We start from the raw sequence: 21,234 nt of genomic DNA on the forward strand, positions 1-21,234 counted from the left end.
ACGTGAGAACCGTCGTCTTTAGTTCGAACGCCGGAGTGGCGCTTCTGTTCCCTGGAGGGCGATGCAGGTGCCTCGGCACCGGCATCGTTGCCGCCCGATCGAGGCGCTGGATTGCCGACAGTCCGGAGCGGAAAGTTCAGCCATCATCGGCAAGTCTCCAGATTGCCCGCCTACTGCCCAGGGAATTTGACCATCGTGCCGCCGCCGGTCGCCTGATCCGTCGGGAAGACTTCGATCCGGGCTACGTCGACGAAGATGGGAAGCTCGATGGCATTGGCGATGATAGTGGCGATGTGGGAGGACTGTATCGGACGGTAGCCGTCGTAGAGCAGGGTCCGAGCCTGATTGCCCGCCATTGCGGTGCGATAAAGGTCCGTCTGGACGCGGCCCGGCACTACCTCCGTCACGCGAACCGAGCTTCCGAGCAGATCGCAGCGGAGATTGTCGCAAAACAGGCTGAGCCCGGCCTTCGACGGGCCGTAGGCCGCCATGTTCGGATAGGGCGCCTGGCCGCCGCTCGAACCGATATAGATGAGATGGCCACGCTTTCGCTCGACCATGGCAGGCAGGAACGCGCGGGTCAGATGCATCGGCGCTTTGAGATTGATGTCGATCATGGCATCGATCTCGGAAGGTTCGATCTCGCTGAACGTTGCCCGCGTCGAGAGAATGCCGGCATTGTTGACCAGGATGTCGACATCAACGCCATCAAGCTGCCGCACGATTTCAGCGGTGTCGCGGACATCGGCCCGGATCGGCTTGGCTCCGCTCTCCGCGGCCAATTCATCGAGTGCCTCGGCGTTTCGGCCGACGGCATAAACCGTCAGCCCCATGTCGCGCAGCCTGCCGACGGTGGCGCGGCCGATGCCGCTCGTCGCACCCGTGACGACGGCGACCCGATAGGCCAGCGGCTCAGACATAGATGTAGCCTCCGCTGACGACGACGTTTTCGCCGGTGGCATAGGTGTTGCGGCTCGACGCCATCATGACGATCCATTCCGCCATCTCGGCCGGCTCGGCCGCACGGCCAAGCGCGCTGGCCTTGGCGAGCTCGGGGAGAAATCCGAGCTCCTTTGCGCGGTCGGTCGCAAAACCGGCGGGTGCGACGGAATTGACAAGGATCTGATCCTTGGCGCATTCCTGGGCAAAAGATTTCGTCAGGCTGACGACGGCAGCCTTGGTTGCGGCATAATGGGCGTTTTGGGGGTGGGCCTTGAAAGCATCGACCGAGGTCACGTTGACGATCCGCCCCGTCACCGCGGGCGCGTTCACATGCTGGCGCATATGCAGGACGGCAGCGACCATCATATGATAGGTACCCTTGACGTTGATCGCATTTTCGAGATCCCACTCCTCATCGGTGATCTCAAGGATAGGCCGCCGGGGATAGATGGCGGCGCTGTTGACGAGCACATGGATCCGGCCGAGCGTGCCGGCGATCTCGTTAAACCCGCGATGCGCCGTTTCCGACTTGGAAATATCGGCAACGGCCGTTGCGACCTCGGCGCCCAGCGCGCGCAGCGCCGTAGCCGACGAAGCAAGCAGTTCCTCGTTGCGATCGATGAGCCCAATCCTGGTGGCCCCATGCGAGATCATGAGCTTCGCCGTCGTCAATCCGAGCCCGGAAGCGCCGCCGACGATGATTGCGGTCTGGTTCTTCAAAGTTCCACCTCGTTGTTTGGCGCTGCGCCATCATTGTATGTTATCACTTATATGCTAAGCTTGGCAAAGCTCAAGTGCATTCTGAAGGTTTCGAAATGATTCCACGCCTCCAGCCGAAGGTTTCAATCCCCCTGCCCCCCGCAGGTTTCTTCCAGCGGCTTGTCGAGGCGGGGTTTTCCGGCGATATCGAAACCGGCGCGGCAAGCCGAACCGTGTTTTCGACCGACAATTCCATCTACCAGGTCGAACCGACCGGCATCCTTTTTCCGCGGGCCGTCGAAGACCTGCAGGTCGTGGCGGCCGTGCTATCGGAACCCGCCTTCCGAGGGATCGGCCTCGCGCCGCGCGGCGGCGGCACCGGCACCAACGGTCAATCGCTGACATCGGGCATTGTGCTGGACTGTTCGCGGCACATGACGTCCGTTCTCGAGATCGATCCCGTCCGAAGGATTGCGCGCGTCCAGGCGGGCGTCGTCAAGGATCAGTTGAACCGGGCATTGAAGCCCCATGGCCTCTTTTTCGCTCCCGAACTCTCCACCTCCAACCGCGCCACCATCGGCGGCATGATCTCCACCGACGCCTGCGGCCAGGGTTCCTGCCTCTACGGCAAGACCAGCAACCACGTCCTCGGATTGCGCATCGTTCTTACGGACGGGTCCGACTTTTGGTCGCGCCCGCTCGACGCGGAAGCGTTCGAGGAGATCGCCGCGCGAGAGAGCCGCGTCGGCAAGATCCACAGGGCGGTTGAACGGATCGCCCGGGAAAAACACGAGCGGATCGCCGAAATCTTCCCGAAGCTCAACCGCTATATGACCGGCTACGACCTCGCCCATGTCAGGCGCGGCGACGGACACTTCGACCTCAATGCCATACTCTGCGGCTCGGAGGGAACGCTGGCGATGATCGCCGAAGCCGAGCTTAACCTCCTGCCGATCCCCGCCCATGCGGCGCTGATCAACATCCGCTACGGCGACTTCAACACCGCCCTGGAGGATGCCCGCAACCTCGTGGCGCTGAACGTCGCCTCGGTGGAAACGGTCGACGAGAAAGTTCTCGGCCTCGCGAAAGGCGACATCGTCTGGACCGGCATTGCGCGCTTCTTTCCCGACGATCCGGACAGCACGACGAACGGCATCAATATTGCCGAAGTGCTCGCCGACGATGAAGAGGAACTCGAACGCCAGCTTGCGGAGGTGACCGCCGCGCTCGACACGGGCGCGAATGCCCGCCATGCCGGTTATACGATCGCCCGGGGTCATGCCGATGTCGAGGCGATCTGGTCGATGCGCAAGCGCGCGGTCGGCCTGCTCGGCAACGTGGAAGGGCCGGTCAGACCCGTCGCTTTCGTCGAGGATACGGCCGTGCCGCCGGAAAATCTGGCGGCCTATATTCGCGAATTCCGCGCACTTCTCGATGGCGCCGGCCTTTCCTACGGCATGTTCGGCCATGTCGATGCCGGCGTCCTGCACGTGCGGCCGGCGCTCGACCTGACCCGCGCTGATCACGTCCGGCTGGTTCGCGAAGTCAGCGACGCCGTCGTGGCGCTCACCCGCAAATATGGCGGCGTGCTCTGGGGAGAGCATGGCAAGGGCGTACGTTCGGAATATGTGCCGGAATTTTTCGGCGATCTTTATCCCAGCCTGCAGGAGATCAAGCGGGCATTCGATCCCGAGAATCGGCTCAATCCTGGCAAGATCGCGACCCCTTCCGCGGAGGGACTGACGAAGATCGACAATGTTCCGTTGCGCGGAGGCATCGATCGCATCATCGGCAACGAGATCCGCTCCGCCTTCGACAATGCCGCCTATTGCAACGGCAACGGCGCCTGCTTCGATTTCGACGAAACGAGCCCGATGTGCCCCTCTTACAAGGCGACGCGCGACCGGCGCTTTTCGCCCAAGGGCCGCGCCGCGCTGATGCGGGAATGGCTGAGGCTGCTGGCCGAGAAGGGCATCGACCCCCGCCAGGAGGCGGCGCGCCTGCGGCGGAGCATTCCGTTCGCCAGCCTCGCGCGGCGCGCCTTCAATTCGCTGAACCCGGCAAACCGCGATGACTTTTCCCACGAGGTGCGCGCGGCGATGGACACGTGCCTAGCCTGCAAGGCCTGCGCGGGGCAGTGTCCGGTGAAGGTGAGCGTGCCGGCCTTCCGCTCGAAATTCCTCGAACTGTATTACGGACGCTACCTCCGCCCGCTGAAGGATCCGCTGGTCGCGGCGATCGAAACCACCCTGCCGCTCGTCCGGCGCATCCGGCCCGCCTATAATCTGGTCGTGGGCACGCGCGCCGGCAGGACGATGATGCGTGTCGTCGGGCTGACCTCCCTGCCGCATTTGCCGCGGATCTCGCTCGCCAGGGAAGCCGCCCGCCTCGGCGTGCCGCTTGCGACCTCTCAAACGATCGAAGCTCTGCCGCCGCAAGAACGGCAGCGCTGCGTCGTCTTCGTCGCCGACGCCTTCACCGCCTATTTCGATCCTGACGTTGCGCTTGCCGCAATCGGGCTCGCCAGAAAAATCGGGCTCACGCCGTTCCTTGCAGCCTCCCACACCAATGGCAAAGCCCTGCATGTTCATGGCTATCTCGGACGCTTCGAGGCGGCGGCCAAGCGGACGGCCCGCTATCTCGAGCGACTGGATGAAACAGGCGTGGCGCTCGTCGGGCTCGATCCATCGATGACGCTCGCCTTTCGCAGCGAATATAAGGGGATATCGAAGGCGAATGTCCTGCTGCCGCAGGAATGGCTGGTCGCCAACCTCGATCGGCTCGCCGCCTCGCCTTCCGCTGCCGAAGGCAAAAGCTTCCGCTTGATGGCCCATTGCACCGAGCGCACCAATGCGCCCGCCTCCGTCGCACAATGGCAGAAAATATTCGAAAGCCTCGGCATCGACCTTCAGGCGGCACAAACCGGCTGTTGCGGCATGGCCGGCACCTTCGGCCACGAAGCCCGCAACCGACCGATCTCCGAACGCCTCTATGCGATGAGTTGGAAGCCCGAGCTTGATGCGGCCGGTGAAGCCGATATCCTCATGGCGACAGGATATTCGTGCCGCTCCCAGGTAAAGGAAATCGACGGCAAGCGTATCCCGCATCCGTTTCAGGTCATCAACCGGATAATTTCCGAAAAGCCGGACATCTCGTGATCATATGTGGCATGACATGTGATATGTGCTAAATTCGATCGTGGAAACCGGAGCACACAAGTGTCAATCATCACGCAACGAGGCAATCTCGCGGAAATCGTCGTTGCGAAGCTGATGGAGCGCATCGACTCCGGCCTTTATGCGCCCGGCGAGAAAATTCCGTCAAGTGCCCAGCTATGCGAGGAATTCGGCGTTTCCCGAACCGTCATTCGCGAGGCGCTCACCTCGCTCAAGGTCGGCGGCAGGGTGACCGCGCGCCAGGGCGCCGGCGTCTATGTTTCCGACAAGGATGCCAAGACTCTCAATTTCGAGATCAGCCGCATCGAGGATATTCGCTCGGCGATGCAAATCCTGGAATTGCGGCTCGGCGTCGAGATCCAGTCCGTCGCGCTTGCAGCCGCGAGGCGTACGCCAGAGGCGCTTGCCGAGATCGCCCGGGCCTACGACGCCCTCGAAAACCTGGTCACCGATGATGCCGTCGTCGAGGCGCGCGCCGATTACGAATTCCACCTTGCGATCGCCCGTGCCACCCGCAATCCGCATTTTCCGAGTTTTCTGGAAGCGGTGATGGAGAGCATCAATTTCGATCTCGTGCTCAAGCATCGGCAATCGGCGCGCGGCTACAGCGGTTATCTGAAGAAGATAAACAAGGAACATGCCGCCATTCTGGCCGCGATCACCCAGGGTGACGTCAAGGCCGCGAAGAACGCGCTGATCACCCACCTGGAAGAAAGCTTGCATCGTTACCGCACGATGCTCGACGAGCCGGCGAGCATCGACGCGGAAGATTGAAGCGCGCCGCCTAGCTTTCAGGCGGCGCATTCCCGATCATTTTCCCTGAGCAATCGCCTGCTGGCGAATCTGCGTCAGGCTCATTTTCGGCGTCAGCGCTTCCGGGTCGATTCGGATTTCGATGAGGCCGGGCTTGCCCGATGCCTCGCAGCGTTCGAAAGCGCCGGCGAAGTCCTCCGTCTTCTCCACGGTCTCGCCATGCAGGCCGTAGGACCGCGCCAGCGCGGCAAAATCCGGGTTCGTCAGGCGGGTGCCGGAAACACGGCCGGGATAGCTGCGCTCCTGATGCATGCGGATCGTTCCGTACATGCCGTTGTTGATGACGAGGAAGATCGCCCGGGCGTCATATTGCATCGCCGTTGCGAGTTCCTGGCCGTTCATCAGGAAACATCCGTCGCCGGCAAAGGCAACCACCGTGCGCGAGGGATCGGTGATCTTGGCGGCGACCGCCGCCGGCACGCCATAACCCATGGAGCCGTTGGTCGGCCCGAGCTGGGTGCGGAACGAGCGATACTGATAGAAACGATGAGCCCAGGCGGAATAATTGCCGGCGCCGGTGGTCAGGATGGCATCGGGTTTGAGATGGCCGCGCAGCCATTCCATGATGTCGCCCATCTGCACCGGACCCGGCACCTCGGGATGCTTGAGGTTTTCGAGGTAGTCGGTATGGGCAGTCCTGGTCCAATCCGTCCATACCGGTGCGACAGGCGGCTTCAGCTTTGCCGCCTGCGACAGGAAACCGGCGACGCTGGCATTGATCGGCAGGCTTGCGTGATAGACCCGCCCGAGTTCTTCGGCGCCCGGATGGATGTGAACGAGTGACTGCCTCGGAACGGGAATGTCGATCAGCGTATAAGCGCCTGTCGTCATCTCCCCGAGACGGGCGCCGATCGATATCAGCAGATCGCAATCCTTGACGTGCCTGATCAGCTTCGGCCCTGCGGCAAGGCCGAGGTCGCCAGCATAGTTTTCGTGGCGGTTGTCGAACAGGTCCTGACAGCGGAAGGACGCGGCGATCGGCAGGCTGAAGGCCTCGGAAAAGGCCTTGAGGTCATCCACGGCCTGCTGCGTCCAGCCGCCGCCGCCGACGACGGTCATCGGGCGCTTGGCCTGCGAGAGAAGACCGAGCAATTCCTCCAATTGCTGTTCGCCGGCAAAGGCTTCGACCTTTTTGTGGGGCGGCGTGTCGGCGACATCAACCATATCGGTCAGCATATCCTCGGGAAGCGCGACGACCACCGGTCCCGGCCGGCCGTTGACGGCGCGGTGGAAGGCCTGGCTGATGAGTTCGGGGATGCGGGCGGCGTCCTCGATCTCGACCACCCATTTCGCCATCTGGCCGAACATCCGGCGATAATCGATCTCCTGGAAGGCTTCGCGCTCCATCTGGTCACGCGCCACCTGGCCGATGAACAGGATCATCGGCGTCGAATCCTGGAAAGCCGTATGCACGCCGATAGACGCATTCGTGGCGCCCGGCCCGCGGGTCACGAAACAGATGCCGGGCTTGCCGGTCATCTTGCCATAGGCTTCCGCCATATAGGCAGCCCCGCCCTCCTGCCGGCAGATGACGAATTCGATGGCCTCTTCTAGGTCGTGGAAGGCGTCGAGGGCGGCAAGATAGCTTTCACCCGGCACGCCGAACACACGATCGACGCCGTGGATGTGCAAGGCATCGACGAGCACCTGGCCGCCGCTGCGCTTTGATGTTTCGTTTCTCATCGGGTTCCCTCTCCTGTTCGTTAGATGACGGCGTCTTCGAGGAAGGGCCGGTTCACCGTCACCCGCTCATAGCCGAATGGCGAAAGATCGAGGGTCTTGAAGCCGCCATAGGCGATCAGCTCCGAGAGACCCCGGCCCATCGCCGGCGACTGCTGCAGGCCGTGGCCTGAGAAGCCGTTTGCAAAGAGGAAATTTCCGACTTCCGTATGCGGCCCGAGGACGACATTGTGGTCGAGGGTGCAGTAGTCGTAATGGCCGGCCCAGGAGTTGACGACCTTGATCGCTTCGAAGGCCGGAACCCGGTTCGCCAGGATCGGCCAGATTTCCTCGTCGAATTCGTCATGCATGACGTCGAAATCGTTCGGGTCCACTTCCGGATCGTGTTTGGGATAGGTGCCCATCAGATAGAATTTGCCTTCCGGCCGGAAGAAAACGCCCGTGGGGTCGATCGTCAGGCCGACTTTTCCCTCGAGCGGCGTGCGGCAATCGACGACGAACAGCGAGCGCCGCCGCGGCTCGACGGGAACGTCGAGACCGGCCATCCGCGCAACCTTCTTGCCGTTGGTGCCTGAGGTATTGACCATCGTGCCGCATGCGATCGTCTGACCACTCTTCGTCGATACGGATACGACGCGGTGTCCCTCTCTGTTGACGGAGACGACCTCGTCTTCGATGTATTCGACCCCGAGCGAGCGAGCCTTCTTGCGAAAGCCTTGCAGCAGGCCGACACTGTCGAACCAGCCCTCGCCACGCTCACCGGTGCTGCCGAGCGTCAGCCCTTCGAGATTGAGCCAGGGAAACCGCCGGCCGAGGCCGTCAGGATCCAGAAGCGTCACCTCGGCGCCGCAGGAAAGCTGCGTCTCGTGATTGCGTCTCAAGACCTGATCGCCGCGCTCGTCCTCGGCAAGGAACAGGTAACCGGCCTCGTGAAAGCCGATCTCCGGCGTGTCGTCATCGATCGCGACGTTTTCCTTGAAGTTGCGGATGAACTCCGTGCCGAATTGCGAGACCTTGACGTTGATTGCATTGGAGAACTGGTGGCGGATGGAACTGGAGGAAAGCGCGGTGGCCGAACGCTGATAGGTCCAGTCCTTCTCGATCACCAGGACCGAGCCCTTGAAGTCGGGATTGGTCGCGAGGAAGTAGGCGGCCGAACTGCCGACTACCGCGCCGCCGACGATCACCACGTCATAGGATGACTTGGATGCTTGCATCGGCGTCTCACTTCTTCTCGTCTTCGAAATGGCCGGCGGCGGCAAAGCTGCCGCCCTGGAAGCGCACGGCCGGATCGTTGGGATCGCCCTGCCGTGTCTTCGCGAAGACCTTTTCTTCGTAGTCGTCGGCGCTGTCTTCCGGCTTGTAACCGAGGGAAGCCGCCGTGCGGTTGTCCCAGAAAGCCCGGCTGTTGTCGGACATGCCATAGGCGACCATGAAGCCGACGCGTTCGGCCGACAGGCTCTTTTCGACGAGCTGGCGGCAATCGCGATAGGAGAGCCAGGTGATGAGATGGCGCCGGTCCGTCGGCTCCGGGAAGGAGGAGCCGATGCGCAGACTGACCGTCTCGATGCCGAACTTATCGAAATAATAGCGGCCGAGGTTTTCGACGAAGGTCTTCGACACGCCGTAGAGGCTGTCGGGGCGGGTCGGCGCATTGCCGTCGATCGTCTCGGTGCGCTCGTAAAAACCGATAGCGTGAACGGAGCTGGCATAGACGATACGCTTGACGCCGTGCTGCCGGGCCGCCTCATAAATGTTGTAGCTGCCGACGATATTGGCGTTGAGAATGGTGTTCCAGGACGCTTCCAGCCCCTGGCCGCCCATATGGATGATGGCGTCGCAGCCCTCCACCGCTTTCGAGACGGCGTCGAAATCGGAAAGATCAGCCGGAACATCCTCCTCGTGCGGAGCAAGGTTTTCGCAGGGTTTGCGCGCCGACAGCCTGACGATCTTGCCGAGCCTTGTTCCGGATTCGCGCAGCTGGGTTCCGAGAGCGCCAGCCGCGCCGGTCAGAAGCGTGCGCTGATAATCGGTCATAATATTTTCCCCTTAGCGAAGTCTGGCCAGCGCATCGGCGGTGCGCTCGATGGCAATGGCGAGATTTTCGCGCGATGTTGCGAACGAAAGGCGGATATAGGGCTCGACGCCGAAAGCGGCACCGGGGACGGTGGCGACCTTCCCCTCTTTCAGGAGATAGGAGGCCAGTTCCGTATCGTTGGAAATCCGGGTGCCGTCAGGCGCCGTCCTGCCGATATAGCCGGCGCATTTGGGGAAGAGGTAGAAGGCACCTTCGGGCGCCCGCACTTCGAGGCCCGGTATCGCGGCGAAACCCTTGGCGACAAGTTGGCCGCGCGCCTTATATTCAGCGACCGCCGTCGTGACGAAGTCTTGAGGGCCGTCGAGGGCGGCAGCGGCCGCGACCTGGGTGATGGAGGACGGGCAGGTCGTGCTCTGCGACTGGAGCTTGTTCAAGGTCTTGGTCAATTGCTTCGGACCAGCCGCATAGCCGAGGCGCCATCCCGTCATCGCATAGGCTTTCGAGACGCCGTTGATGATCAGCGTGCGCTCTTTCAGCTCCGGGCAGGCGACGGCGAAGGAGGTAAACGGCACGTCGGCGCAGACGATATGCTCGTAGATCTCGTCCGACATGATGGCGACATGGGGATGGCGCGCCAGCACCGCGCCGAGCGCCCTCAACTCGTCCGCCGTGTAGATCGCGCCCGTCGGGTTCGATGGCGAGTTGAACAGGAACCAGCGCGTCCTTGGCGTAATCGCCGCTTCGAGGCGTTCCGGCGTGATCTTGAAGGCATCCTCGACGCCGCAGGCAACGACCTTCGGCACGCCGCCATGCAGGATGACGATGTCGGTGTAGGAGACCCAGTAAGGCGCCGGCACGACCACTTCGTCGCCGGGCTCCAAGGTGGCGAGGAAAGCGTTGAAGAGGATCTGCTTGGCGCCGTTGCCGATGGAGATTTCGTCCATGGCATAGTCGAGGCCGTTTTCGCGCTTGAACTTGGCGACGATTGCCTGGCGCAGTTCTGGCAGGCCGTCCGGCGCCGTATAGCGCGTGATGCCGTGCTTCATCGCCCCGATCGCAGCTTCGACGATGTGAGCGGGCGTATCGAAATCGGGCTCGCCGAGCGACAGGTCGATGACATGCTCTCCCTTGGCCCGCATTGCCTTGGCGGCCATGGAGACCGCCATGGAGGGCGAGGACTTGATCGTCGCGACACGCGTGCTTTCGAATGCAACCATATTCATGCCTTCTCTCCCTGGCTCCGGCTCCGGCCGTAAGCGCCAGCCTGTTCTTCGGTGATGTATCCATGCATGAGATCGTGTTCGACCGCCTCGCTCGGGCGGGCGGCCGGATCGCCGTAACCGCCGCCGCCCGGAAGCGACAGAACGAGGCGGCGGCCTTCCGGCACGAATTGCAGCCCCTTGCCCTTGAGAACCGTGCCGTCATCGAGCGCAACGGCGCCGGCCGCGCCGTCCAATCCGCCATCACGGCCGCGCGCGGGATGGCCGAGCCTGTCGAACATGGCGGAGAAGCGGAAGCTGAAGCCTTCGGCCGCCTCGATTTCGATCATCTGGCCGAGACCGCCGCGTTGCGCGCCGGCGCCACCCGACCCCTCCCGCAACTCCTTGCGCCAGACGATGACCGGGCCGACATTCTCCGTCGCCTCGATCGGCATCGTGTGCACGCCGCTCGGAAAGGCGGTGGCGTTCAAGCCGTCGAGGGAGGCGCGCGCACCAGTGCCGCCGGAATTGAACATCAGGATTTCCGCGCCCTTGCCGCCGATCTGGTCGGAAAGCGGGCGCACGCTCATATGCAGATTCCAGAGCGCGCTCGCACCTTCGGCCGGCACCTGGCCCGGGAGCGCCTGGTGCAGCGCGCCCAAAACGAGATCCGGCACGAAATGGCCGAGGACGTGGCGCACCGCGACCGGCGCCGGCCGCTTGGCGTTGAGGATGCAGCCTTCAGGCGCCACCACGTCGAAGGGGGCGAGAGAGGCCGCATTGTTCGGAATCTCCGGCGCCACCACGCATTTGATGCCGTAGCAGGCATAGGCCTTGGCATAGATGAGCGGCACGTTGATGCCGAACTTGCTCATGCCGGAGGTGCCGTCGAAATCGACGACGATGCCCTCGGGACCGATGCTGAGCCTGGCTGCCAGATGCACCGGCTCGTCATAGCCGTCGAGATCGAGGCTGTAGCTCCAGGCGCCATGCGGAAGGTTCCTCAGCCGCTCCAGCGTCGCCTCGCGGCTGTGCTTGAGGATGAAGCCGCCGATCGTCGACAGATCGGGGAGATTGAATTCCGTCAGCATATCGGCGAGCCGGCGATGACCCGTCTCGTTGCAGGCGGCGAGCGCATAGAAATCGCCGACAACCTTGTCGCTTTCGCGCACATTGTTGCGGACGATATGGATCAGCGTCCGGTTCAATTCGCCACGCTCGAAGAACTTCATGATCGGGATGAAGATGCCTTCTTCATAGACCTCGCGCGCATCCGGGCCGAAGCCTCGGCCGCCGACGTCGACGACATGGGCGGTCGAGGCGAAATACCCCACCAGCTTGCCGTGATGGAAGGAGGGGGTGACGACGGTGATGTCGTGCAGGTGACCCGTCCCCTTCCACGGATCGTTGGTGATGTAGACGTCGCCTTCGAAGATATTCTCCGGCCCGATATCGGCAATGAAATGCGCGACGGATTCCGCCATCGCATTGACGTGGCCGGGCGTACCGGTCACCGCCTGCGCCAGCATGCGGCCGTCGAGGTCGAAAACGCCGGCCGACAGATCGCCCGCCTCGCGGACGGAGGTGGAGAAGGCCGTGCGGATCAGCGTCTGCGCCTGCTCCTCGACGACGGAAATCAGCCGGTTCCACATGACCTGCATATGTATATCGATCATGGATTTGTTCATGTGACGATCCTCAGATCAGGGTTACGAGCAGGCAGCCGTCGTGCTGGACGATGGCCTTGAAGGAGGCGGTAAGGACCGCCGATGTCTCGCGCTCGACGATGACGGCGGGACCCTTGACGACGTCACCCGGCCTCAGCGTGGTCCGCTCGTGAATGCCGGCTTCGAGATAGGCGCCCTGCGAGGCCTCGAACAGGCGGCGGGTCTTGACCGGCGGCACGACACCGCCTTCGGCGACGGAAGGGATGCGCTCGACCGGCGGCAGCGGCGAACTCGCCTTGACCGACCAACTGACGATCTCGATATCCAAACCTTCGATGGCACGACCGAAGAAGCGCTCATATTCACGCTCGAACGCGGCTGCGATCGCTTCAGCGCTCGTTGAATCGAAGTTGTCGTCAGCAAGCGGCACCGGAATGTCCCAGCCCTGCCCGGCATAGCGCATGAAGAGCGTGCGTTCGATGACCGGAGCCCCGGCGTCGAGACCGCCTTCGACGAAGCCGAGCGCTTCAGCCTTCATGGTTTCCAGCAGCCGGTTGGCCTCGGCATATTCGAAATGCGACAGGTTGAAGACGGCGCTGCGGACCGATTCATAGCCGAACGGCGCCTTGAGGAAGCCGATCGCTGAACCGACGCCGGCGCCGGGTGGCACGAGGAAGGTCGAGATCCCCATCTTTTCGCAGAGCCGCGCGGCATGCAGCGGGCCTGCGCCGCCGAAGGTGATCATGGTGAAATCGGAAATGTTCTTTCCGTTCTCGACGGTATGGACGCGGCCGGCATTTGCCATGTTCTCATCCACCATCTCGCAGGTGCCGTAGGCGGAAGCTTCCGGGTCGAGGCCGATGACTGCGCCGATAGCGTCGCTCATCGCCTTACGGCTCGCCTCGATGGAAAGCGGGATGGCGCCGCCGGCGAAATTATCAGGATCGAGCTTACCGAGGATCAGGTCCGCGTCGGTTACCGTCGGATTCTTGCCGCCGCGCTGATAACAGGCCGGCCCCGGCTCGGAGGCAGCCGAATGCGGCCCGACGCGGATCTGGCGCATGCCGTCGACCGAAGCGATCGAACCGCCGCCGGCGCCGATTTCGACCATTTCGACGACAGGGATGGAAATCGGCATGCCGGATCCCTTGCGGAAGCGATAGGTGCGCGCGACCTCGAAAGTCTTAGCTGTCTTCGGCACCTGGTTTTCGATCAGGCAGATCTTCGCGGTCGTGCCGCCCATGTCGAAGGACAGAACTGTATCGAGGCCATATTGGCGGGCGATGTCGGCCGCAAAAATCGCGCCGCCCGCAGGACCTGATTCGACGAGGCGCACCGGAAATTCGGAGGCGCTCTCGACCGAAACGATCCCACCGCCGGAGTGGATCATAAAGACCGGGCAGCCGACGCCGATCTCCTTCAGCGACACGACGAGACGGTCGAGATAGGATTTGATCGCCGGCTTAACATAGGCATTGGCGCAGACCGTGTTGAAGCGCTCGAACTCGCGCATCTGCGGCGAAACTTCCGACGAGATCGAAACGGAAATACCAGGAAGCCGCTTCAGGATCGCATCGCGGACGGCAATTTCATGCGCGCCATTGGCATAGGCATGAATGAAGCCGATCGCGACACTTTCGTAACCGCCCGCCGCAATCTTCTCGACGGCTGCGGCGACCGAGGCCTCGTCCAGATCGAGCAGGACCTTGCCGGTAGCATCGATGCGCTCGCGTATGACGAAGCGGTCGGCGCGGGCGATCAGCGCCGGCGGCAGGGAAATATTGAGATCATATTGTTCGAAACGGTTCTCGGTGCGCATCTCCAGCACATCGCGAAACCCTTCGGTCGTCACGAAAGCGGTCCTGGCGCCGCGCCGCTCGATGAGAGCGTTGGTGGCAAGCGTTGTGCCGTGGATAAGGATGCCGATCTCCGAAAGAGCGATGCCCGCCATCTCGGCGACGGATTTGACGCCCTTCAGGATCGCCCGCTCCGGCGCCGTATAATCGGTCAATATCTTCGTCGAGTGAAGCGTCCCATCGAGGTCGAGAGCGATATCCGTAAAGGTGCCGCCGATATCGACGCCCACCCGGCAGTTTCGTGGCGTGCTGCTCACCGTCTTGTTCCCCAGTTCTCACGTTTGAGTCCGCGCTCATGCGGCCCCGCATCCAGCCATTCTTCACTGTTGCCAGCGCCGCTGCAACATTTCCGCTTGACGATCCTCGTATATGTCACTTATCATATAAGTGTCAATTGGAAAAACAGTCAAAAATCTCGAAACGCGCTTTCCAAGCGTTTTTGGAGAACGCCGAATAACTGAATAAAAATAATGGCTTCGCGTGACGACGAAGGGTGAATGCGGGCCGAACCCGCATCCCGAAAGACAAGAACATCAGAGTTGCTTCAACCAGAGGGAAAGCACAATGAAATCCATCTCAACGCTTCTTACGGCGACCACGCTCGCCTCCGCCCTGCTCTTTTCCAGCGCTTTCGCAGCCGACACGATCAAGATCGGCGTCGCCGGCCCCTTTACCGGCGCCAATGCGACCTTCGGTGAGCAGGTGTTCAGCGGCGTCTCGGCCTATGTCGGCGACGTCAACGCCAATGGCGGCATCAAAGGCAAGAAGATCGAACTGGTGAAGGGCGACGACGCTTGCGAACCGAAGCAGGCAGTGGCGGTCGCCAACCGTTTCGTCGACCAGGACAAGGTCCAGGCCGTGATCGGGCATTTCTGCTCGTCCAACACCATCCCCGCGTCCGAAGTCTACAATGACGCCGGCATCCTCGAAATGACGCCGTCCTCGACCAACCCGACCGTGACCGATCGCGGCTTCGACAATCTGTTCCGCGGCTGCGGCCGTGACGACCAGCAGGCCGTGGTGGCCGGCAGCTTCATTCTGGATACGCTGAAGCGGGACAAGATCGCCCTCATCCATGACAAGGACACCTATGGCCAGGGCCTGGTGGACGCCGTCAAGAAGACGATCGAAGCGCGCGGCGTAAAGCCGGTCATGTATGAGGGTCTCACCCGCGGCGAACGCGACTTCAATGCGCTCGTCACCAAGATCAAGAGCTCCGGCGCCAACGCCGTCTATTTCGGCGGGCTCATTCCCGAAGGCGGCCCGCTGATCCGCCAGTTGAAGGAACAGGGTGTCGACGTGGCCGTCGTCAGCGGCGACGCCTTCGCCCAGGCAGAACTCGTCGCAGCCGCCGGCGGCGCTCAGAATCTGAAGAACGTCTACTATTCGGCGACACCGGATCCGCTGGCGGATCCGTCCACGCAGGGCGTCCAGGATGCGCTGAAGAAAGCCAATATTACGCCCGCCAACTACGTGCTCTACGGCTATGCCAATGCGCAGGCGGTCGTCGCCGCGCTGAAGGCCGGCGACGAGCTGAAGGCCCAAGCCGACTATCTTCGCAACAACACCGTCGATTCCGCCATCGGCAAGATCACCTGGGATGCGAAGGGCGACATCAAGGACTTCAAGTTCGTCTTCTACAATTTCGACGACAAGGGAAGCCCTGTCTTGGTGAAGTAAGGCAATTTTGCCGGATCGGCCGGACCCCAAGGTTCGGCCGGCTTATCCATCCCCGAAAACATAAGAGGGGTTCACCATGGACTTTTACATCCTGGTTCAACAATTATTCAACGGCATCACGCTCGGGACGATCTACGGCCTGATCGCGGTCGGATACACCATGGTCTACGGCGTCATCCGGATGATCAATTTCGCCCATGGCGACGTCTACATGGTATCGGCCTATATCGCCGCCATCACCCTTGCCGTGCTTGCTTATTTCGGCGTCCAGTCGGTTCCCTTCGCCTTGATATCCGTGCTGGTGATAAGCTGCGCAATCACCGCCGTTTATGGCTGGGTGATCGAGCGCGTGGCCTATCGACCGCTTCGCGGCTCGACCAAGCTTGCTCCGCTCATCTCGGCGATCGGCATCTCGCTCATGCTGCAGAGCTATGTCCAGATCGCCCAGGGCGCGCGCGACCAGGGCGTACCGACGCTGATCCAGGGAGCGTTCCGGATCGGCAACGAAACTCACTTCGCGCAGATCACCTATATGCAGACGGTCATCCTGTTCGCCTCGCTGATCGCCATGGGTTTGCTCACCTATGTGATCAACTACACGAGGATCGGCCGCGAGTGCCGCGCCACCCAGCAGAATATCCGCATCTCGGCGATCCTGGGGGTCAATACCGACCGGATCATCTCGACGGTGTTCGTCATGGGCGCAGCGACCGCCGCCGTTGGTGGAACGCTGGTCACGTTCAATTACGGGTCTTTCAACTTCTTCATCGGCTTCGTCATGGGCATCAAGGCCTTCACGGCCGCGGTTCTCGGCGGAATCGGCTCGCTGCCGGGTGCTGTGCTCGGCGGCATCGTCCTCGGCCTGACGGAGGCGCTGTTCGCCGGCTATGTCAGCACCGACTACAAGGACGTCTTCGCCTTCGCATTGCTCATCACCCTTCTGTTTTTCCGACCGTATGGCCTGCTTGGCCGTCCTGAAATCCAGAAGGTCTGAGGAGGAGCAGAAATCATGGAACCCAATCGCCTTTACACGCTCCTCAAACAAGCGCTCCTCACCTTCACGGTCTCCATCATCTTGTTCGGCCCGATCTCGGGACTGGTGCTCGACGGATTTTCGTTCACCAACGAACTGACACGGGCGCTGCTGCTCGCCGCCATTGTCACGGTGGGCCGATCGGCGCTCTCACTATTTCAGATGAGCAGCCTCGGTCGAAAGCTCAGCCTGCGCATGGCAGGCAACAGCGCCGGCGTGACCGTCATGAACGGCCAGGAACGGTCGCCGATGCTCGTCCTTGCCCTGTTGTTTGTCGCAGGGCTGAGCCTGCCGTTTTTTGCCGACAAATATTTCCTAGGCATTGCAATCCTCGCGCTGATCTACTGCCTGCTCGGCCTGGGGCTAAACATCGTCGTCGGGCTTGCCGGCCTGCTGGACCTCGGCTACGTCGCCTTCTACGCCGTCGGAGCCTATCTACTGGCGCTCGGATCGCAATATCTTGGCCTGGGATTCTGGAGCGCGCTGATCCTTGCCCCGTTCCTCGCCGGCCTTTGCGGCATGGTTCTCGCCTTTCCCGTCCTCAAGATGCATGGCGATTACCTTGCTATCGTCACGCTCGGCTTCGGTGAAATCATCCGCCTGGTGCTGAACAACTGGCTTGAGTTCACCGGCGGCCCCAACGGCGCTCCGGTTCCGCCGCCGACCTTCTTCGGCCTCGAATTCACCCGCACGGCCAAACAGGGCGGCGTGCCCATTCATGAATATCTGGGCATCCCCTACAGTGCGGATTACAAGTTCTGGTTCCTCTATTTCGTGCTGTTTCTCGTCGTCTGCTTCGTTATCTACGCGGTGGAGCGGCTGCGCGTCATACCGCTCGGCCGCATGTGGGAAGCACTGCGCGAAGACGAGATCGCCTGCCGTTCGCTCGGCGTCAATCACGTCTTCACCAAGCTCACCGCCTTCATGCTCGGCGCTTCCACCGGCGGGCTGGCCGGCGTCTTCTTCGCCGCACAACAGGGTTTCGTGAACCCGACATCCTTCACGTTTTTCGAATCCGCGCTGATCCTGGCAATCGTCGTGCTCGGCGGCCTGGGATCGACGGCAGGCGTCATCGCGGCGGCTCTGGTCCTCACCATTCTTCCCGAGCTCCTGCGCGAGTTCGCCGAATACCGGGTGCTGGTCTTCGGCATTCTGATGGTCGTCATGATGATCTGGAAGCCGCGCGGGCTGGTGCGCATCAAACGCCCGGCTTTCTTTCCGAGCACGATGGAAGAAGGCGTCGGCAGCGCACTGTCCTTCCCCAGCAAGGCGGAGGCGGGGCGATGAGTAAAACCATCCTCGACGTACAGAACGTCACGATGCGTTTCGGCGGCATCGTCGCCAACAGGAACGTCAGCTTCACCGTCGAACGCGGCGCGGTGACCGCGCTGATCGGCCCGAACGGCGCCGGCAAGACGACGATGTTCAACTGCATCACCGGCTTCTATCGCGCCAGCGACGGCCGCATCATCCTGAACGGGCGCGATGGTCCGACCGATATCGGCGAGCTGGTGACGAAACCGATCACCGGCGGCTCGCACCTCGTCACCCGCGCCGGGATCGCCCGGACGTTCCAGAACATCCGCCTGTTCAAGGAAATGTCGGTCATCGAAAACCTTCTGGTCGCCCAGCATCTCGCAACCCGCAACAATATTCTGAGCGGGGTTTTCCGCACGCCGATGTTCCGCAAGGCCGAGAGAGAGGCAGTCGACCGCGCCTATCATTGGCTGCGGCAGATGAATCTCGCCGAAGACGCCAACCGCCTTGCCGGCGAGCTGCCCTATGGCCGACAGCGCCGCGTCGAGATCGCCCGCGCCATGTGCACGAGCCCGAGCCTCATATGCCTCGACGAACCGGCCGCCGGCCTGAACCCCTCGGAAACCCGGGATCTTGCGGAGGTCATCCATCGGCTCTGCGCCGACCACGACCAGACGGTGCTCGTCATCGAGCACGACATGGGCCTCGTCATGCGCATTTCAAACCACATCGTCGTGCTCGATCATGGCGAGGTCATCTCCGACGGCACGCCTGAACACGTCGCCAACGATCCGGCCGTCGTCGCGGCCTATCTCGGCGTCAGCGAAGAGGAGGTCCATGCATGAGCCAGCCATCCGACACGCCGGTGCCGCTTCTAGAATTCGCCGACGTTCATGCCCATTACGGTCCGATCGAAGCGCTGAAGGCCATCAACGTTCATATCTCCGCCGGTGAAATCGTCAGCCTGATCGGCGCGAACGGAGCCGGCAAGACTACGCTGCTGTCCTCCATTTTCGGCGCGCCGCGCGCCTCGTCGGGCAGGATATTGCATCGCGGCGAAGACATCTCCCGCATGCCAACCAACAGGATTTCCCGACGCGGCATAGCGCTCGTTCCCGAGGGGCGTCAGATCTATCAGGAAATGTCGGTCGAAGAGAACATGATGATGGGCACGACGCCGATCGGCATGGCCTGGTTCGAAGAGGACCGGAACATCATGTTCGAGCTCTTCCCGCGCCTCAAGGAGCGCCGGAACCAGACCGCCGGCACGATGTCGGGTGGCGAACAGCAGATGCTCGCCATCGCCCGCGCGATGATGGCGCGGCCGGAGCTGATCCTGTTCGACGAACCGTCGCTGGGTCTGGCGCCGCTGATCGTCAAGCGGGTTTTCGAAGTCCTGGGAGAGATCGCGGCGATGGGCAAGACCATCTTTCTCGTCGAGCAGAACGCCAACCATGCGCTGAAGCTCTCTCAGCGCGCCTATGTCATGGTCAACGGCCGCATCCATCTCTCCGGCGACAGCGCCTCGCTTCTCGACAACCAAGACGTCCGCAAAGCCTATCTCGGACTGCACTGAACGGAAGACCTTCATGCTGCACAAGAACCTGATTGCCGGGGAATGGGTTGCAGGCGATATCTCGCTGAACATCAACCCGTCCAACACCAATGACATTGTCGGCGAATTCTCCCGCGCCAGCGCTGATGACGTCAGGACGGCCATCGCGGCCGCAAAGTCGGCTTTGCCGGTCTGGTCGCAATCGCCGATCCTGGCACGCCATGCCATCCTGAAGAAGACCGGCGACGAGATATTGGCGCGCAAGGAGGAGCTTGGAAGCCTGCTTGCCCGCGAGGAGGGCAAGACCCTGACCGAGGCAATCGGCGAAGTCACCCGCGCCGGCCAGATTTTCGATTTCTTCGCCGGCGAGGTTCTCCGCCTGTCGGGAGAAACGCTGCCATCGGTCCGCCCCGGCGTCGGCATCGATATCACGCGCGAACCGGTGGGCGTCGTCGGGGTCATCACCCCGTGGAATTTCCCGATCGCGATTCCTGCCTGGAAGATCGCGCCCGCACTTGCTTATGGCAATACGGTCGTGCTGAAACCTGCCGATCTCGTGCCCGGCTGCGCTTGGTCCCTCGTCGAAATCCTCCATCGGGCGGGCACACCCGCCGGCGTCGTCAACCTCGTCATGGGACGCGGCAGCGTGGTCGGCCAGGCCATGCTCGACAGTCCCGATATCAATGCGCTCACCTTCACCGGATCAGCGGCGACCGGAAAACGCGTCGCGCTTGCCTCGATAGAGCATAACCGCAAGTTCCAGCTGGAGATGGGCGGCAAGAACCCATTCGTGGTGCTCGACGATGCCGATCTCGACGTCGCCGTCGAGGCAGCTGCCAATTCGTCCTTCTTCTCCACCGGCCAGCGCTGCACGGCATCCTCGCGGCTGATCGTGACCGAAGGTATTCACGACCGCTTCGTGGCGGCGCTTTCGAAACGCCTCGAGGGTCTTGTGGTCGACGATGCGCTGAAGAGCGGCACGCATATCGGTCCGGTCGTCGATCAAAGCCAGCTGAAACAAGACATCGACTATATCGACATCGGCCGAAACGAAGGCGCAAGGCTCGCCTTCGGCGGCAACAGGCTGGAGCGGGCAGCACCCGGCTTCTATCTCGAACCGGCGCTCTTCACCGAAGCGACCAACCAGATGCGGATCGCGCGGGAGGAAATCTTCGGCCCGGTTGCCGCCGTCATCCGGGTGAAGGATTATGACGAAGCACTCGCTGTCGCAAACGACACAAGCTTCGGCCTGTCTTCCGGCATCGCCACCACAAGCCTGAAACATGCGACGCATTTCAAGCGCAATGCCGAAGCCGGCATGGTTATGGTCAACCTGCCGACGGCCGGCGTCGACTTCCACGTGCCGTTCGGCGGCCGCAAGGGCTCGTCCTTCGGCCCCCGCGAACAGGGCCGGTACGCCGCGGAATTCTACACCTCGGTCAAGACAGCCTATACATTTGCGTAAGGAAGGACACCATGAAGATTCTCGTGCCCGTCAAGCGCGTCGTCGACTACAACGTGAAGATCCGAGTGAAGCCGGATGGTTCCGGTGTCGAGCTTGCCAATGTGAAGATGTCGATGAACCCGTTCGACGAGATCTCGGTGGAAGAGGCGCTGCGGCTGAAAGAAGCCGGCAAGG

The 21,234-nt window shown here is 62.1% G+C and carries 16 protein-coding genes and 1 pseudogene; 9 read left to right on the forward strand and 8 right to left on the reverse strand.

The window, feature by feature from the left end; genetic code table 11:
• Positions 1–170: 170 nt before the first annotated feature.
• Together K6N12_RS04640 and K6N12_RS04645 are read right to left on the reverse strand one after the other, a co-directional pair.
• On the reverse strand, positions 171–920 hold the full coding sequence (locus K6N12_RS04640) for an SDR family oxidoreductase (protein WP_097628118.1): 750 nt from the start codon (positions 918–920) through the stop codon (positions 171–173).
• Positions 913–1,662 carry an SDR family NAD(P)-dependent oxidoreductase gene (locus tag K6N12_RS04645; RefSeq protein WP_183779658.1) on the reverse strand — a complete coding sequence of 250 codons (750 nt, stop codon included), beginning with the start codon at positions 1,660–1,662 and terminating at the stop codon, positions 913–915. The genes K6N12_RS04640 and K6N12_RS04645 overlap by 8 nt, the downstream gene beginning before the upstream one ends.
• Before the next feature lie 95 nt (positions 1,663–1,757).
• Here K6N12_RS04645 and ydiJ point away from each other — a divergent pair, with 95 nt between their 5' ends.
• Both ydiJ and K6N12_RS04655 read left to right on the forward strand, forming a co-directional pair.
• Positions 1,758–4,799, forward strand: a complete 3,042-nt coding sequence (ydiJ, locus tag K6N12_RS04650) for a D-2-hydroxyglutarate dehydrogenase YdiJ (RefSeq protein ID WP_097628149.1) — start codon at positions 1,758–1,760, stop codon at positions 4,797–4,799.
• A 60-nt stretch (positions 4,800–4,859) separates the two neighbouring features.
• Positions 4,860–5,591, forward strand: coding sequence for a FadR/GntR family transcriptional regulator (locus tag K6N12_RS04655; RefSeq protein WP_097628120.1), 732 nt, complete (start codon positions 4,860–4,862; stop codon positions 5,589–5,591).
• Between the two features lie 36 nt (positions 5,592–5,627).
• Here K6N12_RS04655 and K6N12_RS04660 read toward each other — a convergent pair whose 3' ends face one another.
• The 6 genes from K6N12_RS04660 to K6N12_RS04685 are packed head-to-tail and all read right to left on the reverse strand — an operon-like array spanning position 5,628 to position 14,327.
• Positions 5,628–7,313 (reverse strand): thiamine pyrophosphate-binding protein, encoded by a 1,686-nt coding sequence (locus tag K6N12_RS04660; RefSeq protein WP_097628121.1) that lies wholly within the window; start codon positions 7,311–7,313, stop codon positions 5,628–5,630.
• A 20-nt stretch (positions 7,314–7,333) separates the two neighbouring features.
• Positions 7,334–8,527: an NAD(P)/FAD-dependent oxidoreductase gene (locus tag K6N12_RS04665; protein WP_097628122.1), complete on the reverse strand. Its 1,194-nt coding sequence runs from the start codon at positions 8,525–8,527 to the stop codon at positions 7,334–7,336.
• A gap of 7 nt (positions 8,528–8,534) precedes the next feature.
• A complete protein-coding gene (locus tag K6N12_RS04670; protein WP_097628123.1) occupies positions 8,535–9,347 on the reverse strand; it encodes an NAD-dependent epimerase/dehydratase family protein in 813 nt (270 codons plus the stop codon).
• A gap of 12 nt (positions 9,348–9,359) precedes the next feature.
• Complete coding sequence (locus tag K6N12_RS04675) at positions 9,360–10,571, reverse strand: pyridoxal phosphate-dependent aminotransferase (RefSeq protein ID WP_097628124.1); 1,212 nt, start codon at positions 10,569–10,571, stop codon at positions 9,360–9,362.
• A complete protein-coding gene (locus K6N12_RS04680) occupies positions 10,568–12,235 on the reverse strand; it encodes a hydantoinase B/oxoprolinase family protein (RefSeq protein ID WP_097628125.1) in 1,668 nt (555 codons plus the stop codon). Before K6N12_RS04680 ends, K6N12_RS04675 begins: the two co-directional genes overlap by 4 nt.
• Before the next feature lie 10 nt (positions 12,236–12,245).
• The gene (locus tag K6N12_RS04685; protein ID WP_097628126.1) at positions 12,246–14,327 is read right to left on the reverse strand and encodes a hydantoinase/oxoprolinase family protein; all 2,082 of its coding nucleotides are present in this window, start codon (positions 14,325–14,327) and stop codon (positions 12,246–12,248) included.
• A 307-nt stretch (positions 14,328–14,634) separates the two neighbouring features.
• Here K6N12_RS04685 and K6N12_RS04690 point away from each other — a divergent pair, with 307 nt between their 5' ends.
• From K6N12_RS04690 to K6N12_RS04720, 7 genes and pseudogenes are all read left to right on the forward strand, one after another.
• Complete coding sequence (locus K6N12_RS04690; RefSeq protein WP_097628127.1) at positions 14,635–15,750, forward strand: ABC transporter substrate-binding protein; 1,116 nt, start codon at positions 14,635–14,637, stop codon at positions 15,748–15,750.
• A 76-nt stretch (positions 15,751–15,826) separates the two neighbouring features.
• Positions 15,827–16,744 carry an ABC transporter permease subunit gene (locus tag K6N12_RS04695; RefSeq protein ID WP_097628128.1) on the forward strand — a complete coding sequence of 306 codons (918 nt, stop codon included), beginning with the start codon at positions 15,827–15,829 and terminating at the stop codon, positions 16,742–16,744.
• A gap of 15 nt (positions 16,745–16,759) precedes the next feature.
• Positions 16,760–18,070, forward strand: coding sequence for a high-affinity branched-chain amino acid ABC transporter permease LivM (gene livM / locus K6N12_RS04700; RefSeq protein WP_131710462.1), 1,311 nt, complete (start codon positions 16,760–16,762; stop codon positions 18,068–18,070).
• The gene (locus K6N12_RS04705; RefSeq protein ID WP_097628130.1) at positions 18,067–18,885 is read left to right on the forward strand and encodes an ABC transporter ATP-binding protein; all 819 of its coding nucleotides are present in this window, start codon (positions 18,067–18,069) and stop codon (positions 18,883–18,885) included. The genes livM and K6N12_RS04705 overlap by 4 nt, the downstream gene beginning before the upstream one ends.
• On the forward strand, positions 18,882–19,616 hold the full coding sequence (locus K6N12_RS04710; RefSeq protein WP_097628131.1) for an ABC transporter ATP-binding protein: 735 nt from the start codon (positions 18,882–18,884) through the stop codon (positions 19,614–19,616). Before K6N12_RS04705 ends, K6N12_RS04710 begins: the two co-directional genes overlap by 4 nt.
• Before the next feature lie 13 nt (positions 19,617–19,629).
• Positions 19,630–21,060 (forward strand): aldehyde dehydrogenase family protein, encoded by a 1,431-nt coding sequence (locus K6N12_RS04715; protein ID WP_097628132.1) that lies wholly within the window; start codon positions 19,630–19,632, stop codon positions 21,058–21,060.
• Positions 21,061–21,071: 11 nt separating this feature from the next.
• Positions 21,072–21,234: pseudogene (locus K6N12_RS04720) on the forward strand (electron transfer flavoprotein subunit beta/FixA family protein); the annotation flags it as partial.

Source organism: Rhizobium redzepovicii, from assembly GCF_019793435.1.
Lineage (GTDB): Bacteria > Pseudomonadota > Alphaproteobacteria > Rhizobiales > Rhizobiaceae > Rhizobium > Rhizobium redzepovicii.